11 protein-coding genes are annotated in these 16,127 nt (G+C 69.5%); 2 read left to right on the top strand and 9 right to left on the bottom strand.

Going from position 1 to position 16,127, the window contains the following annotated elements; genetic code table 11:
* Window positions 1-133: 133 nt before the first annotated feature.
* From LXM88_RS14285 to LXM88_RS14275, 3 genes are read right to left on the bottom strand one after another with little or no spacing between them, the layout of a single operon-like run.
* Window positions 134-940: a sulfite exporter TauE/SafE family protein gene (locus tag LXM88_RS14285; RefSeq protein WP_262531870.1), complete on the bottom strand. Its 807-nt coding sequence runs from the start codon at window positions 938-940 to the stop codon at window positions 134-136.
* Between the two features lie 18 nt (window positions 941-958).
* Window positions 959-2,629 carry a bifunctional protein tyrosine phosphatase family protein/NAD(P)/FAD-dependent oxidoreductase gene (locus LXM88_RS14280; RefSeq protein WP_262531868.1) on the bottom strand — a complete coding sequence of 557 codons (1,671 nt, stop codon included), beginning with the start codon at window positions 2,627-2,629 and terminating at the stop codon, window positions 959-961.
* Window positions 2,630-2,658: 29 nt separating this feature from the next.
* Window positions 2,659-3,543, bottom strand: coding sequence for an MBL fold metallo-hydrolase (locus LXM88_RS14275; protein WP_262531867.1), 885 nt, complete (start codon window positions 3,541-3,543; stop codon window positions 2,659-2,661).
* A gap of 249 nt (window positions 3,544-3,792) precedes the next feature.
* Here LXM88_RS14275 and LXM88_RS14270 point away from each other — a divergent pair, with 249 nt between their 5' ends.
* A complete protein-coding gene (locus LXM88_RS14270; protein WP_262531866.1) occupies window positions 3,793-5,190 on the top strand; it encodes a sigma-54 interaction domain-containing protein in 1,398 nt (465 codons plus the stop codon).
* A 123-nt stretch (window positions 5,191-5,313) separates the two neighbouring features.
* On the opposite strand, the gene LXM88_RS14265 is transcribed toward LXM88_RS14270, so the two are convergent.
* The 4 genes from LXM88_RS14265 to LXM88_RS14250 form a co-directional block, all read right to left on the bottom strand.
* The gene (locus LXM88_RS14265; RefSeq protein WP_262531865.1) at window positions 5,314-6,342 is read right to left on the bottom strand and encodes a MerR family transcriptional regulator; all 1,029 of its coding nucleotides are present in this window, start codon (window positions 6,340-6,342) and stop codon (window positions 5,314-5,316) included.
* A 122-nt stretch (window positions 6,343-6,464) separates the two neighbouring features.
* Complete coding sequence (locus tag LXM88_RS14260; protein WP_262531863.1) at window positions 6,465-8,030, bottom strand: efflux transporter outer membrane subunit; 1,566 nt, start codon at window positions 8,028-8,030, stop codon at window positions 6,465-6,467.
* 2 nt (window positions 8,031-8,032) lie between these two features.
* Window positions 8,033-11,182: an efflux RND transporter permease subunit gene (locus LXM88_RS14255; RefSeq protein WP_262531862.1), complete on the bottom strand. Its 3,150-nt coding sequence runs from the start codon at window positions 11,180-11,182 to the stop codon at window positions 8,033-8,035.
* Window positions 11,179-12,288 (bottom strand): efflux RND transporter periplasmic adaptor subunit, encoded by a 1,110-nt coding sequence (locus LXM88_RS14250; protein WP_262531861.1) that lies wholly within the window; start codon window positions 12,286-12,288, stop codon window positions 11,179-11,181. Before LXM88_RS14250 ends, LXM88_RS14255 begins: the two co-directional genes overlap by 4 nt.
* A 178-nt stretch (window positions 12,289-12,466) precedes the next feature.
* Here LXM88_RS14250 and LXM88_RS14245 point away from each other — a divergent pair, with 178 nt between their 5' ends.
* Window positions 12,467-13,087, top strand: a complete 621-nt coding sequence (locus LXM88_RS14245; RefSeq protein ID WP_262531859.1) for a TetR/AcrR family transcriptional regulator — start codon at window positions 12,467-12,469, stop codon at window positions 13,085-13,087.
* Window positions 13,088-13,172: 85 nt separating this feature from the next.
* Here the strand turns inward: LXM88_RS14245 and LXM88_RS14240 are convergent, their stop codons facing one another.
* Both LXM88_RS14240 and LXM88_RS14235 read right to left on the bottom strand, forming a co-directional pair.
* Window positions 13,173-14,906 (bottom strand): ClcB-like voltage-gated chloride channel protein, encoded by a 1,734-nt coding sequence (locus tag LXM88_RS14240; RefSeq protein WP_262542850.1) that lies wholly within the window; start codon window positions 14,904-14,906, stop codon window positions 13,173-13,175.
* Between the two features lie 103 nt (window positions 14,907-15,009).
* A complete protein-coding gene (locus LXM88_RS14235; protein ID WP_262531858.1) occupies window positions 15,010-16,077 on the bottom strand; it encodes a YeiH family protein in 1,068 nt (355 codons plus the stop codon).
* Window positions 16,078-16,127: the final 50 nt, after the last annotated feature.

Here is a 16,127-nt window from a genome sequence, read left to right as displayed (position 1 = left end):
CGTTATCGACACGCGACGGACGAACGGTCGCGCGGCAGCGAGTCTAGCATGCGGTCCTGACAAATTCGCGACAGATGAAGGGCGTCGCGGGCCGGACGCGGGTTCGATTCCCGCGCCCGGTTCGTGCGCCGGATTACGCGCCGAATGCGGCCTTGCCCAGCAGCCCGAGCGCGACGCACACGAGCACGGCCGCGAAGCCGGCCTGCACGTGTCGCGCGGCAAGGTGCCGCGACGCGCCGCGGCCGGCGGCCATGCCGAGTGCGGTCGCGACGGTGAACCACAGCGTCACGTCGAGCGGCGCACGCGTGCCCGACACGAGCGTCGCGAACACGCCGCCGGTGCCGACCAGCGCGATTACCATCAGCGACGTCGCGACGACGCCGTGCATCGACACGTTCGTGAACTTGCGCAGCATCGGCACGATCACGAAGCCGCCGCCGACACCGAGCAGCCCCGTCATCAGGCCCGTCATCGCGCCGGTCGACGCAAGCGCGAAGCCGACCGGCCAGGACCACACGAGACGGCCCGTATCGGGATTCACGCGGCCGACGCACAGCGGCGACGCGTCCGGGTCGACGCTCGCGTGCCGCAGCGCCTGCCGCAGCAGGCGGCCGGCGACGATCAGCATCGTCAGCGCGAACAGCGCGAGCAGCAGGCGCTGCGGCAGCATGTGCGCGAGCCGCACGCCGAGCGTGGTCAGCGGCACGCCGGCCACGGCCATCAGCAGCGCGGCGCGATAGCGGACGAGCCCGCGGCGGAAGCCTTCGAGCGCGCCGAGCGCGGCACTGCCGGCTACCGCGACGAGCGCGACGGGCGTGGCCTGCTGCATCGGCCAGCTCATGCCGACGACGAGCGCGGGCACCGCGAGAATGCCGCCGCCGGCGCCGGTCAGGCCGAGCACGGCGCCGACGAAACCGCCCAGTACGAGGGAAATCAGCATGACGTCATCGCGCTCCGTTCAACGTGCGATCACGGGCTTCGCGAGCCATTCGCGGCCCTTGAGCATCGCTTTCCAGTAAAGCGGCGGCAGCACGCGTTCCTTGAGCAGCCACGCGAGCCGCGACGGGCGCTTGCCGTCGATCAGCCACGCGGGGAAGGACGGCGCGACCTTGCCGCCGTACAGGAACTCGGCGAGCACGATCTTGCCGCGCTCGACGGTGAGCGGGCACGAGCCGTAGCCGTCGTACGCGGCGTCGCCGTGCGCACGGCCGAGCGACGCGAGCAGGTTGTGCGCGACGACGGGCGCCTGCTTGCGGGCGGCCGCGGCCGTCTTCGCATTGGTTGTGTTGGTGGCGTCGCCGAGCGCGTAGATGTCCGGAAAATGCTTGTGACGCAGCGTCGCCGGATCGACGTCGATCCAGCCGGCCGCGTCGGCGAGCGGGCTCGAACGCACGAAGTCGGGCGCCTTCTGCGGCGGCACGACGTGGATCATGTCGAACGCACGCTCGACGGTTTCCTTGCCGCCGTCCGGCAGTGCGCGCGCGAACGTCGCGCGGCGCGCGGGCCCGTCGATCGCGACGAGGTTGTGGCCGAACGACAGCGCGATGTCATAGCTTGTCACGTACTCCATCAGCGCGGGCACGTAGTCGGCGACGCCGAACAGTGCGCCGCCCGCATTCAGGAACTCGACGTTCGCGGCCTCGAGGCGCCCCGCGCGCCGCCAGTGGTCGCACGACAGGTACATCGCCTTCTGCGGCGCGCCCGCGCACTTGATCGGCATCGGCGGCTGCGTGAAGAGCGCATTGCCGCCGCGGAATGCGCGGACGAGTTCCCACGTGTACGGCGCGAGATCGTAGCGGTAGTTCGACGTGACGCCGTTGCGGCCGAGCGTGTCGGCGAGGCCGTCGATCGCATGCCAGTCGAGCTTGAGCCCCGGACACACGACGAGCTTGCGGTAACCGATGCGCCGGCAGCCGTCGAGCACGACCGCGTGCGCGTCGGGCTCGAAGCCCGCGACGGCGGCACGGATCCGGTGCACGCCGCGCGGCAGCACGTCGGTCATGTTGCGCGCGGTCGTCTCGGGCCGGAACACGCCCGCACCGACCATCGTCCAGCCCGGCTGGTAATAGTGGACGTCGGCCGGATCGATCACCGCGATGTCGAGCGACGCATCGCGCGCGAGCAGGCTCGAGGCGACCGCGATACCGGCCGCGCCCGCGCCGACGATCACGATGTCGTGCCGCGCGTCGACGGCCGGCGCGGCCTGCCGGCCGCCTTGCGTGACGCGCGACGCGACCGCGCGCAGGTCGTAACCGGCCGCATTGGCCGTCGCGACGATGTCGTTCAGCGGGCGCAGGCCGGCCTGCGACAGCGCCCACAGCGTGGCCGACCGCGTGCCGCTGCGGCAGTACGCGAGCACCGGGCCGTCGAGCGATGCGACGAGCGCGCCGAACTGTGCGGCCTGGTCGTCGGTCACCTTGCCCGTATCGACCGGCAGGTAATGCACGTCGATGCCGAGCGGTGCTGCGGCCGCGCGAATCTCGGTGACGGTCGGCTGGTCGGGGCCTTCGCCGTCGGGCCGGTTGCAGACGATTGCGCGGATGCCCGCCGCGTGAAGTGCGGGCAAGTCGGCCGCCGCGATTTGCGGCGAGACCGACAGCGCGTCGGTCAGCTTGCGGATGGTGGTCATGTGGGGGTTCTCGGTTGGGGCGGCGGCGTTCAGATCGCGTCGAGCGGGATCTTCAGGTAGCGCACGCCATTGTTTTCGGGCTCGGGCAGGTGGCCGGCGCGCATGTTGACCTGCACGGACGGCAGCATCAGCACCGGCATCGCGAGCGTCGCGTCGCGCGCGGTTCGCATCGCGACGAAATCGTCCTCGGTCACGCCGTCCTTCACGTGCACGTTCGCGCGGCGCTGCTCGGCGACGGTCGTCACGAACTGCACGTCGCGGCCGCCCGGCTGGTAGTCGTGGCACAGGTACAGGTGCGTATCGGGCGGCAGCGCGAGTACGCGCGCGATCGAGCGGTACAGCGTGCGCGCGTCGCCGCCCGGGAAGTCGCAGCGGGCCGTGCCGTAGTCGGGCATGAACAGCGTGTCGCCGACGAATGCCGCGCGCTGCGTCGCGTCGTCGACGCAGTAGGTCATGCACGCGGGCGTGTGGCCCGGCGTATGCAGCGCGCGGATCGTCAGCGCGCCGAGCGCGAGCGTGTCGCCGTCGTCGACGAGTCGGTCGAACTGGCGGCCGTCCTCCGGGAAGCCGGGGCCCGCGTTGAACAGCGTGCCGAACACGTGCTGCACACGGCGCACGTGCGCACCGATCGCGATCCGGCCGCCGACGCGCGCCTTCAGGTACGGCGCCGCCGACAGGTGGTCGGCATGCACGTGCGTCTCGAGCAGCCAGTGCACGGTCGCGCCGAGTTCGGTGACGCGGGCGATCAGCCGGTCGGCGCTGTCGGTGCGCGTGCGGCCGGATTTCGGGTCGTAGTCGAGCACGCTGTCGATCAGCGCGCACGCGCGGCTCGCCGTATCGAGCAGGAGATAGCTGACGGTGTGGGTCGCCGGGTCGAAAAAGCCTTCGACCGACAGCGTGGGGGCGTTGCTCACGGGATGTCCTCGATCGGGTTCTGCATCTGCAATCGGGATCTCTGACTCAAGAAGCGTGCCAGCCTTCGCAGCGGCATCGGCCGACCGGCCAGAGACTTGATTCGGCTCGGATTTTCGGTGCGGCTGCCGCGATGCGCGGGTGTGGACGGCAGCCGGGCGAGCCCGCGGACTGCCATATCTGGCAGTGTCGTGGCAGAATTGGCAGCCAGCCTGGCAGTCCGCCCGGCAGAACCGTCCCCGAGCGTCCGCATGAATCCGCACGACACCATCCCGATCGTTCCCGCGCCGCGCCGCGACGTCACGCCCGACGTACGCGCGCTCGTCGCGTATCTCGAGCAGGACCCGCAGCCGATGATCGTCGTCGATCCCGACTACCGCATCCTCGCGGCGAACGATGCGTACCGGCGCCAGTTCGGCGTGGCGGGCGTCGAGCACGTGGGCCGGCACTGCTTCCAGGTCTCGCATCACTACGACGTGCCGTGCGACCAGGCTGGCGAGCATTGCCCGATGAAGCAGGCGCTCGAATCGCGCGGGCTGAACCGCGTGCTGCACATCCATCACACGCCGCGCGGCCCCGAGCACGTCGACGTCGAGCTGCGGCCGATCTTCGATGCGGACGGCAACGTGATCGCGTATGTCGAGCGGCTGACGACGGTGCGCAGCGCGTCGGCGCAGCCGAGCGCGGAAGGGCTGGTCGGCGGCGCCGACGCGTTCAACGCAGCGCTCGGCGCGCTGCAGCGCGTCGCGCCGTCGATGTTGCCGGTGCTGCTGCTCGGCGAATCGGGCACCGGCAAGGAGCTGTTCGCCCGCGCGCTGCACGAGGCGAGCGATCGCGCGATGGGACCGTTCGTCGTCGTCGATTGCTCGGGGATCGCCGAGACGCTGTTCGAGAGCGAACTGTTCGGCTATGAGAAGGGCGCGTTCACCGGTGCGAACCAGCGCAAGCCGGGCCTTGTCGAGACCGCGCAGGGCGGCACGCTGTTCCTCGACGAGATCGGCGACGTGCCGCTGCCGATGCAGGTGAAGCTGCTGCGGCTGATCGAGTCGGGCACGTTCCGGCGCGTCGGCGGCGTCGAGGCGCTGCGCGCCGATTTCCGCCTCGTCGCGGCCACGCACAAGCCGCTGCGCGAGATGATCGACGACGGCCGGTTCCGGCAGGACCTCTACTACCGGATCAACGCGTTTCCGATCCCGCTGCCGGCGCTGCGCGAACGACAGGGCGACGTCGCGCTGCTGGCCGAATCGATCCTGCGGCGGATCGCGAACGCTCGCGCCAACGCGGGCGATGCGGGTGCCCGGACGTTCGCGGCCCGGCCGTTCGTGCTGACCGAGCGCGCGCGTGCGTGCCTCGACGCGTATGCGTGGCCGGGCAACATCCGCGAACTGCGCAACGTGCTCGAACGCGCATGCCTGTTCGCGGACGATGGCGCGATTCGTGTCGAGCACCTGCCGGCCGAACTCGTAGCGGCGTCGGTGGCGCCGCAGTCGCGGGCGGCGGATGCGCGCGGCGTGTCGGACGCGGAGCTGGTGCGTATCGCGCGTACGTTCGACGGTACGCGCAAGGCGCTTGCCGAGCAGGTGGGGATGAGCGAACGGACGTTGTACCGGCGAATGAAGGCACTCGGGCTCGGATCGCGCGACGCGTGAGCGCGCACGACTGGCCGCGGCATGCGGCTTTGCCGATAATCGCGCGTTCGATCTGCGCGACTACGAATGAGTCGCTGCGCAGGCGGCGCGCGGAAAATGCATGCCGCCCGCACGATCACGCGGTCAGCTCGCCGGCGCCAGCTGCGCCATCGCGTCGCGGATGAAACCGAGCAGCGACTCGTCGACCCATGCGTCCTTCGTCAGCGCCGGCTCGTTCATCATCGCGTGACGGAATTTCGCATGCGTGGCCGGATCGTGGCCCGCATAGCTGCAGAACAGTTCGAGCCAGCGCTGCGCGAGCGCACGGCCTTCCGGCGAATCGGGCTTCGCGCCCGCATCGATCGCGTCGCGCACGTCGCCCATCAGTTGCGGCCATTCCATCGCGCGTTTGCCGTAGTGCGCCCGCATGAAGCGGATCTCGTCCGGCGCGAGATATTTCTCGAAGATCCGCATCTTCGTTTCGGCGGTCGCGCGCACCACGTAGTCGCGCAGCGCGGTCGAAATGCCGATCTTCGACTGCATCGCCGGTTCGTGTTCGTGCATCAGGTTCAGCTTCGCGAGCAGACGCGGGTCGTTGTTCGTGTCGCGCACGAGCATCGTCATCCAGCGGCCGGCGAGCGCACGGACGCGCTCGTCCTCGGGCGGCACGCCCGCGTCGTGCAGCGCGCGCACGTCGCCGACGAGCGCGATCCATTCGGCGTCGCCCGCCTGGCTCTTGCGGTACATCGGCATGCGCGCGAGTTCTTCCTCGGAAAAATATTTGTCGTACACGGTCATCAACTCCAGTGTGGTGAGCCAATCGGCCAGTTCCGGCTCCGCGCCCGCGGCGAGCTGCGCATGCAGGTGCACGAGCCGCTCGCGCAGCTGCGCGGTCTGCGCGAGCTGGCGATCGAGCAGCGTGATCTGCTTTGCGACGAGATCGACGAGCGGGGTGCCGGGCTGGTTCAGGTAGTCGCCGATTTCGGTGAGCGACAGTCCGAAGCGACGCAGCGCCTGGATCTGGTGGAGCCGGGCGATGTCGTGGCGGTCGTACAGCCGGTAGCCGTTGTCGGCACGCGCCGAAGGCGTCAGCAGACCGATCGCGTGATAGTGATGAAGCGTGCGGACGGTCAGCCCGCTGCGTTTCGCCAGTTCTCCCACTTTCAGCTGCATTCGTTGCTCCGTTCGGTACGCACACTGGAGTCTGGAACGTTACGCTACGTGAGGGTCAAGCGGAAGATCGACGATCAGGCGCGCGCGGGGTTGCTCCGCGCGCGCTTGATCGGAGGGCCGGCTTATTGCGGCGAAGGCGTGGTGTCGGGCGTGGCGGCGCGTGCTTCGTTGCCGGCTGCGCTGTCGCCGGCCGTCTTGCCGGTTTTTCCGGACGTGTCGTCCTTGCCGGCCGGCGGCGTGCCCATCGCCTGATAAAGCCGTGCAGTATCCGCGAACCGCGCGCCGGTCGCGCGAATCTCGTCGAGCCGCGCGTTGCGGTACTGCAGCTCGCTGGCGCGCGCGGCCGACGGCGGCAGCGCGCCGAGCCGCACGCGGGCGGCTGCGTCGTCGTACGCGCCGCGTGCGGACAGCGCGGCGCGCGACGACGCGTCGAGCGCCTCCGCGTCGTGCTCGAGCGCCGCGAGCGAATCGGCGACGTTCTGGAACGCGCCGAGCACGGCCTGCTTGTACTGGTCGACCGCGGCCTCGTAGGTCGCCTTCGCCGCGCGGCGTTGCGCGAGCAGCGCGCCGCCGTGGAAGATCGGCTGGCTCAACGACGCGCCGACGTTCCAGATCGCGCCGGCACCCGACAGCATCGTCGGCCAGCTGAAGCCGCCTTTGCCCATCGCCGCCGACAGCGACAGTTGCGGGAACATCTGCGCGGTCGCGACGCCCACTTCGGCGGCGGCCGCTTTCAGCCCCGCGTCGGCCGCCTGGATGTCCGGGCGGCTTTGCAGCAGGTCCGACGGCACGACGACGGGCACCTGCTCGGGCAGGTGCAGATCGGCGAGCGTCAGGTCGGCCGGCGGCCGGTCGGGCGTGCGGCCGACCAGCACCGCGAGCGCATGGCGCGCCGAGTCGCGCTGCTGGCGCAGCGCGGGCAGGCTCGCCGCGAACGTGTCGGCGCTTTGCCGCGCGTTCAGCGCGTCGCTGCGCGACGCCGAGCCGAGCGCGTAGCGGCGCTCGGCGTCGTGCGCCTGGTCGTTCGCGAGCGCGACGAGCCGCTCGGTCGTGTCGATCTGCGCGTTGAGCACCGACACCGTGATCGACGCGGTGACGATGTTCGCGGCCAGCGCGCGCCGCGCGGATTCGAGCTGGAACGCACTGACGTCGACGCGTTTCGCGAGTGCGCGGTTCGCGAAGCGCGAGACGCCGAACAGGTCGACCGTATAGCTCGCCTGCAGTTGCCCGACGAACGTGTCGTACAGCAGCGTCGGTGCGCCGAGCGCCGGAATCGGCACGCCGAGCGCACGCTGGCGCGTGGCCTGGCCGACCGCGTCGATCGACGGCAGCATCGAGCTGCCGATCTGCCCGCGCAGTTGCTCGCGCGCGGCATCCAGCGAATGCGACGCCGCACCGAGCGTCGGGCTGTTGCGCAGCCCTTCGTCGACGAGCGCGTTCAGCGCATCGGAACGGTACTGCTTCCACCAGTCGGGCACCGGCTGCGCGCCGACTTCGAACTGCTGCGCGACGCCTTGCGCGGACACGGTCTGCCCGACTTGCGGCGCGGCGCCGTAATGCGCGGGCGACGGCATCGCGGGCGGCTCGCCGCTCGGCGCGAACCACGCGCAGCCGGCCAGCGGGCCGGCGAGGCTCGCGACTGCGAGCGCACGCACGGCTTGGGTTTTCAGGTTCATCGACACATCCATGGTCAGGCTCCCGACGGCGCGGCCGGCGTGCTGCCGCCTTGCGGCGGGCCGTCTTGCGGGTCGCGTTCGTCGCGCTTCACGCGGAACCACGTCGCGTACAGCGCAGGCAGGTAGAACAGCGTCAGCACGGTCGCGCTCGTGATGCCGCCCATCAGCGCGGTCGCCATCGGCCCGAAGAAGTTCGAGCGCAGCAGCGGGATCAGCGCGAGCACGGCGGCCGCGGCCGTCAGCGTGATCGGGCGGAAGCGCCGCACGGTCGCGCCGATGATCGCGTCGACGCGGCCGTGGCCGGCCGCGATGTCCTGCTCGATCTGGTCGACGAGGATCACCGAGTTGCGCATGATGATCCCGAACATCGCGATCACGCCGAGCATCGCGACGAAGCCGAACGGCTGCCCGAACAGCAGCAGCGTGGCGACCACGCCGATCAGCCCGAGCGGTGCGGTCAGCACGACCATCAGCACGCGCGAGAAACTCTGCAACTGGATCATCAGCAGCGTGAACACGGCGATCGCCATCAGCGGCATCTGCGCGTTGATCGAGTTCTGCGCCTTCGCGCTTTCCTCGACCGAGCCGCCGATGTTGATCTGATAGCCGACCGGCAACTGCGCGCGCAGCGCGTTCAGCTTCGCGTCGACCGCATGCGTGACGTCGATGCCCTGGGCACCGGCGCGCACGTCCGACTGCACGGTGATGGTCGGCTGGCGGTCGCGCTCCCACACGACGCCGTATTCGAGCGTCGGCTCGAAGCGGCCGAGCGAGCCGAGCGGCACCGGGCCGTTCGGCGTCGGCAGCGCGAGGCCCGCGAGCTTCGCCGGATCGACGCGGTCCGCCTGCGGCGCGCGCAGGTCGACCGCGATCAGCTTGTCGCGCTCGCGGTACTGCGTGACCGTCGTGCCGGACAGCGTCATCGCGAGGAAGCTCGACACGTCCTGCGACGTGACGTTCAGCTCGCGCGCCTTCTTCTGGTCGATCTCGAAGCGCACCGAGCGCTCGGCCGGCTCGTCCCAGTCGAACTGCACGTTGACCGTGCGCGCATCGCCGCGCATCGTCGCCGCGACCTTCTCGGCGATCGAGCGGACCGTCGCGATGGTGTCGCCGCTCACGCGGAACTGCACCGGATAGCCGACCGGCGGCCCGTTCTCGAGCCGCGACAGCCGCCAGCGCACCGCCGGGAACCGGTCGCGCAGCGTGGTTTCGAGCCAGGTCGCGAGCTTCTCGCGATCCTCGACCGATTTCGCGGTGATCACGAACTGCGCGAAGTTCGGCAGTTGCAGCTGCTGGTCGAGCGGCAGGTAGAAGCGCGGCGCGCCGCTGCCGACGAAGTTCACCGAATGATCGATCTCGGGGCGCTTGTCGATCGCCTTCTCGAGGCGCTCGGTTTCGCGCAGCGTCGCCGCGAACGACGCACCCTCGGGCAACCGCAGGTCGACCAGCAGCTCGGGCCGGTCGGAACTCGGGAAGAACTGTTGCGGCACCAGCGAGAAGCCCATCAGCGACACGACGAAGAGGGCGCCCGTGATCAGCAGCACGACGAAGCGCCGCTCGATGCACCAGTCGACCCAGCCGCGCAGCCGCCGGTAGAAGCGGGTGTCGTAGATGTCGTGCTCGTGGTCGTCCGGCAGGTGCGCTTCGTGCGCCTGCCGCTTGCGCTCGGGCAGCATGTGGAAGCCGAGCAGCGGGATCAGCACGACGGCCGCGAACCACGACGCGATCAGCGCGATCGCCGACACCTCGAAGATCGAGCGCGTGTATTCGCCGGTGCTCGATTTCGCGAGCGCGATCGGCAGGAAGCCCGACACCGTGACGAGCGTGCCCGTCAGCATCGGGAACGCGGTGCTCGTGTACGCGAACGCGGCGGCGCGCGCGCGGGTGTAGCCCTGTTCGAGCTTCACGGCCATCATCTCGACCGCGATGATCGCGTCGTCGACGAGCAGCCCGAGCGCGAGCACGAGCGTGCCGAGCGACACCTTGTGCAGCCCGATGTCGAACAGGTACATGAACAGGGCGGTCACCGCGAGCACGACCGGAATCGAGATCACGACGACCATCCCGGTGCGCAGGCCGAGCGACACGAGGCTCACGACCAGCACGATCGCGATGGCTTCGGCGACGGCTTCGAGGAAGTCGTCGACCGAATGCGCGACCGCATGCGGCATGCTCGACACCTCGACCAGCTTGAGGCCGGCCGGCAACCGCGCCTGCAGGTCCTTCGATTCCGCGTCGAGCGCGTTGCCGAGCCGGATCACGTCGCCGCCCGGCTGCATCGTCACGCCGATGCCGAGCACGGCCTTGCCGTTCGATCGCATCTGCGTGACGGTCGGATCGTCATAGCCGCGCTTGACCGTCGCAAGATCGCCGAGCCGGAACGTGCGGCCGTTGATGCGGATCAGCGTATCGGCGATCGCGTCGACGTTGTCGAACTGGCCGCTCGGCCGCACGAACACGCGGTCGTCGGCGGTCGTCAGCACGCCGGTCGACGAGATGTCGTTCTGCGCGTTGATCGCCTGCCCGAGCTGCTGCGGCGAGATGCCGACGCGCGTGAGCTGCGCGTTGTTGACCTCGATGAAGATCCGCTGGTCGGGGTCGCCGAAATAGTCGACCTTGCCGACGCCCGGCACGCGCAGCAGCACGGTGCGGAGCTGGTCCGCGTAGTCGTGGAGCTGCGCGGGCGTGAAGCCGTCGCCTTCGAGCGTCCAGATGTTGGTGTAGACGTCGCCGAATTCGTCGTTGAAGAACGGGCCCTGCACGCCGGGCGGCAGCGTATAGCCGATGTCGCCGACCTTCTTGCGGATCTGGTACCAGGTCTCGGGCACGTCCTTCACGGGCGCCGAGTCCTTCATCGTGAAGAAGATCAGCGATTCGCCGGGGCGCGAATAGCTGCGCAGGAAGTCGATGGCCGGCGTTTCCTGCAGCTTGCGGCCGATCCGGTCGGTCACCTGCTCCTGCACCTGGCGTGCGGTCGCGCCGGGCCAGAACGTGCGGATCACCATCACGCGGAACGTGAACGGCGGGTCTTCGGACTGCGCGAGCCGCGTGTACGCGAGGATGCCCGCGAGCGTCGCGAGCGCGATCAGGTAGACGACGAGCGCCTGGTGGCGCAGCGCCCACGCCGACAGGTTGAACCGGCCTTCTTCGCGGGAGGTGCTCACGATGCGAAGTCCTCCGGGTGCAGCGGCGCGATCGGGCGCACCTTCTCGCCCGCGCTGACCGTATGCACGCCCTGCAGCACGACGCGCTCGCCGGGTTGCAGCCCGTGCGACACGGTGACGGTGCGCTCGTTGAAGCGCGCGACGTCGACGCGGCGCAATTCGAGCGTGTCGTCCTTCGTGCGCACGACCCACACGGCCGGATGCGCGCCGTCGTGGAACAGCGCGGTCGCGGGCAGCGTGATCGGCGGCGCGTCGCCGGCAGCCGGCGCGCCGTCGAACGCGACGTTCGCGGTCATCCCGAGCCGGATCGCCGGATCGGGCGTGGCCAGCGTGAGCTTCACGCGATACGTGCGGCTTTGCGGATCGGCGGCCGGCGCGATTTCGCGCACCTTCGCGGCGAACTGGCGGCCCGGCAGCGACGGCAGCGTGACGGTCGCCGCATGGCCGGGCGCGAGCGACGCGAGCGCGGCCTCGGGCACGTCGCTGACGACGTCGACGTCGCCGGACCACGCGAGCTGGTAGACGGCCTGGCCGGCCGACACGTTCTGGCCGGTGTCGGCCTGTTCGGCGGTGATGTAGCCCGCATGATCGGCGACGAGGGTCGCATAGCGGAGCTGGTTCTTCGCGAGCGCGAGCTGCTGCTGCGCCTGGTCGCGCTGCGCGAGCGCAGACGTGTAGCTGTTCTGGGTCTGCTCGAGTTGCGCGGTCGCGATCAGGTTTTCGTGCGCCTGCGCGCGATCGCGGTCGAGCTGCTGCTTCGCGAACGCGAGGCTGTGCGTCGCGGCATCGAGCTGCGCCTGCGCGCTCGCGGCGTTTTTCTCGACGTCGGACGGATCGAGGAGTGCAACGACCTGGCCGACCTTGACCGTGTCGCCGAGCCGCACCTTGCGCTCGACGATCTTGCCGGCGATGCGGAACGACAGCGGCGTTGCGTAGCGCGGCTGGATTTCGCCGGGCAGCGTGCGCGCGACCGCGGCGTCGTCGGCATGCGCGGGCAGCGCGACGACGGGGCGCGGCGCGGGCGGCGCGGATTCTTTCGGATGACAGGCGGCGACGAAGAGCGCGACGCCGATCAGCAGCGCGGCGCGGGAACCGGAGCGATTCACGAAACCCCCAGGTGAGGTGGAGCGGAACGAAGCCGGCAAGCGCGGCGGGCGCTTGCCCCAGGCGGCGCCGACACAGGCGCGCGGACAGCAATTTCAGAAACTGTGGCGAATTCTAATACACACCTGTATCTGAATGCAAAGATGAATTCGAAAGGGAATTGGTGCTAGACTGCGCGCCATGAAACCTCAGCGCTTAACTCGCGAGCAGAGCAGGGACCAGACGCGCGAACGTCTGCTGAATGCCGCGCATCGCATTTTTCTGAAGAAAGGCTATGTGGCCGCGAGCGTCGAGGACATCGCGGCCGCGGCCGGCTTTACGCGCGGCGCGTTCTACTCGAATTTCCGCAGCAAGTCGGAACTGCTGCTGGAGTTGCTGGAGCGCAACCATGCGTCGGTGCAGGCCGATTTCCAGGCGATCTTCGACGAGGGCGGGACGCGCGAACAGATGGAATCGCTGACGCTCGCGCACTACCGGACGCTGTTCGCCGATGACGAATTTTCGCTGCTGTGGGGCGAGGCGAAGCTGCAGGCCGCGCGCGACGCGAAGTTCCGCGTGCGCTTCAACCAGTTCCTGCATGCGAAGCGCGTGCAGATGGCCGAATTCATCCAGCGTTTTTCCGAGCGCGCGGGCACGCCGCTGCTGCTGCCGGCGGAGACGCTCGCATTCGGGCTGATGTGCCTGTGCGACGGCGTGCAGTCGTATTACACGGCCGATCCGCAGCACGTGCCGGCCGACGTGGCCGAATCGGTGCTCGCGGGGTTCTTCGCGCGGGTCGTGCTGGGGCGCGCGCCGGACTGACGGGGAAGCGGGTTCGCAGGTGTCGTGCCCGCCCGCGGCAGGCTGGAAGCGATGAAGCGGCGCGGTGCGAGCCGTACCGTGCGCGTCAGCGCTCGCCGGTCATCCGCCGGTACGCATCGAGCAGCGACGTCTTGTAGACGACGCCCGCGAGCGTCGGCTCGGCTTCGCTTTCGATCACCGGCAGCCGTTCGCCCTGGAACGCCATGAAGCGTTCGAGCGCCGTCGCAAGCGGCATGTCGGGCGTGAGCAGCGGAAACGGCGTATGCGCGTAGTGCGCGGCCGTCTTGTCGGTCGTGTCGCGCTTGTCGAGCAGGTCGGACGTGATGTCCTTCAGCGCGACCGCGCCGCGGAAGCGCCCGGCGTCGTCGGTCACGTACAGGTACTTCACCGGATATTCGAGAAACACGCGCGTCATGTCGGCGACGCTCGCGGAGAGCGACACGACCGTCTGCGCGGGCTGGATCAGCTCGCGCATCTGCGTGGTGCGCAGCCGCAGCCGTTCCTGCGCGTCCTGGTAATGGTGCAGCGTGATCTCGTACATCGACGTCGTGCCCGTCGCGCGCGCGACGAAATACGCGAACACGCACGACACCAGCAGCGGCAGCACGACCTGGTAGCTCAGCGTCATCTCGAAGATCATCAGGATCGCCATCAGCGGCGCCTGCGTGGCGCCCGCCATGAACGCGCCCATCCCGACGATCGCATACGCGAAATACGCCGACGTATGGCCGGGCCACACGGCTTCCATCACGAGCCCGAACAGCGAACCGAACACCGCGCCGACGAACAGCGTCGGCGTGAAGACACCGCCGATCGCGCCCGAGCCGACCGTCGCGGAGGTCGCGATCACCTTGAACACGAGCACCGCGATCAGCGCCTGCCAGGTCCACGGCGAATGCAGGATGTGGTTCACGACGCTGTAGCCGTTGCCCCACACGTCCGGAATCCACACCGAGATCACGCCGACGACGAGGCCGCCGATCGCGAGCCGCACCGGCAGCGGCACGGGCAGCCGCTTGAACTGGTTCTTCGACGCGTCGAGCAGGTGCAGGAACTGCGGCGCGAGCACGCCGCACAGCGCGCCGAGCACGACGAACAGCAGCACCTCGGGGCCCGTGACGGCCGGAAACACCGGCATCTCGTACGGCGGCCGGTAGCCGGCGAATTCGCGCATCACGATGTTCGCGACGACCGACGCGACGACCATCGGCCCGAAGCTCTCCATCGCGATCGTGCCGAGCACGATCTCCGACACGAAGAACGCGCCGGCGATCGGCGCGTTGTACGCGGACGTGATGCCGGCAGCCGCCCCGCACGCGACCAGCAGGCGCAGGCGCGGCGGGTCGAAGTGCACGAAGCGGCCGACGAGCGACGCGGCGAGCGCCGCGAGCTGCACCATCGGGCCTTCGCGGCCGATCGAGCCGCCGCTGCCGATCGTCAGCAGCGACGACACGCTGCGCCACAGGCTCTGCCGCACGGGCACGATGCCGTTGCCGAGCGCGACGGATTCCATGTAGTCGGTCTTGCCGGATTTCTTGTCGCCGCGTGTCGCGAGCAGCAGCACGCAGCCGGCGAGGAAGCCGCCTGCGGCCGGCATCCAGAACCGCACGTACCACGGCAGGCTCTTCGCCATCTGCACGAAGCTGCCGCTGTGCCCGGAGATCAGGCGCTGCATCAGGTCGATGCCTTCGCGGAACGCCATGGTGGCAAAGGCGCCGCCGACGCCGACGATGGCCGACCAGATCAGCATCGTATGGGCGTCCGACAGGCGGAACAGCGTTTGGGCGCGAGTGCGCAGCTTCAGCAGGAACGAGAGCACGGCTGAAAGAGGGCGATGGAAAACGACGCGAAGCATAGCACTGCGCCGCGCCCGCGGGACCATCCCGTCGGGCGCGGCGCGCGAAGTGTTGCGGACCGACGGCTCAGCCAAGCCAGTGCTGCACGGCCCAGGTGATCCCGTAGCCGCCGGCGATCAGCCACACGTACAGGATCAGGCCGGTCATCAGTGCGCGGGGGCCGGCTGCGCGGATCTGCGACACGCGCGTTTCGATGCCGAGCGCGGTCATCGCCATCGTCAGTGCGAAGGTGTCGAGCACGTTCAGCGTATGCGTGACGTCGGCGGGCAGCACGTTCAGCGAATTGACGATCACGAAGCCGAGGAAACCGAGCGCGAACCAGGGTACGGCCACCTTGCGCTTGCCTTGCGCGCCGCCGGCCGTGGCGCGGGCCGAGCGGGCGAGCCACCAGCCGAGCACGAGCAGCACCGGGACCAGCAGCATCACGCGCGTCATCTTGACGATCGTCGCGATGTGCGCGACCTGCGGGCTGATGTCGCTGGCTGCGCCGACCACCTGCGCGACCTCGTGGATCGTGCCGCCGAAGAACAGGCCGAGGCCGGCCGGATCGAGGTTCAGCAGCCCGGCGTGATACGCGATCGGGTACAGGAACATCGACAGCGTGCCGAACAGCACGACACTGCCCACGGCCATCGCGCTCTGGTGCGGTTTCGACTGCAGCGTCGATTCGAACGCGAGCACGGCGGCCGCGCCGCAGATCGCGCTGCCGGCGGCGGTCAGCAGCGCCGCGTCGCGGTCGAGCTTCATCAGCTTCATGCCGGCCCAGGTGCCGATCACGAGCGTGCTGACGACGACCAGCACCGACACCGTCAGGCCCGGCAGGCCGACCTGCGCGATTTCCTGCAGGCTCACGCGCAACCCGAAGAACGCGACCGCAATGCGCAGCAGCCTGCGCGCGGAGAAATTGACGCCGGCCGCCCAACTGGCCGGCATGCCGTCGCGCAGCGCGTTGCCGTACAGCGCACCGGCGACGATGCCGACGATCAGCGGCGACAGGCCGAGCCCCGCGATCGCGGGAAGCTGGGACAGGCTCGTGACGGCGGCGGCGAACAGCGCAACGAACAGCACGCCGTTCAACTGGCCGCGCATCGACGGCGCGGTGTGGCTGAGTGGGGGAGTCGGGGCAGTGGACATGGAAGCACCGTGATGGAGCGTGTTGCGATGCTGTAATCCTAATTTCGTTA

This window comes from Burkholderia sp. S-53 (genome assembly GCF_025560745.1).
GTDB lineage: Bacteria > Pseudomonadota > Gammaproteobacteria > Burkholderiales > Burkholderiaceae > Burkholderia > Burkholderia pyrrocinia.
The sequence above is the reverse complement of the archived record's forward strand: the minus strand, read 5'-3'. Positions and strand labels throughout refer to the sequence as shown.

Coding starts and splice junctions, on each gene's coding strand:
- LXM88_RS14285 (WP_262531870.1), bottom strand. CDS start 940: ATGCTGATTTCCCTCGTACTGGGCGGTTTCGTCGGCGCCGTGCTCGGC.
- LXM88_RS14280 (WP_262531868.1), bottom strand. CDS start 2,629: ATGACCACCATCCGCAAGCTGACCGACGCGCTGTCGGTCTCGCCGCAA.
- LXM88_RS14270 (WP_262531866.1), top strand. CDS start 3,793: ATGAATCCGCACGACACCATCCCGATCGTTCCCGCGCCGCGCCGCGAC.
- LXM88_RS14265 (WP_262531865.1), bottom strand. CDS start 6,342: ATGCAGCTGAAAGTGGGAGAACTGGCGAAACGCAGCGGGCTGACCGTC.
- LXM88_RS14260 (WP_262531863.1), bottom strand. CDS start 8,030: ATGGATGTGTCGATGAACCTGAAAACCCAAGCCGTGCGTGCGCTCGCA.
- LXM88_RS14245 (WP_262531859.1), top strand. CDS start 12,467: ATGAAACCTCAGCGCTTAACTCGCGAGCAGAGCAGGGACCAGACGCGC.
- LXM88_RS14235 (WP_262531858.1), bottom strand. CDS start 16,077: ATGTCCACTGCCCCGACTCCCCCACTCAGCCACACCGCGCCGTCGATG.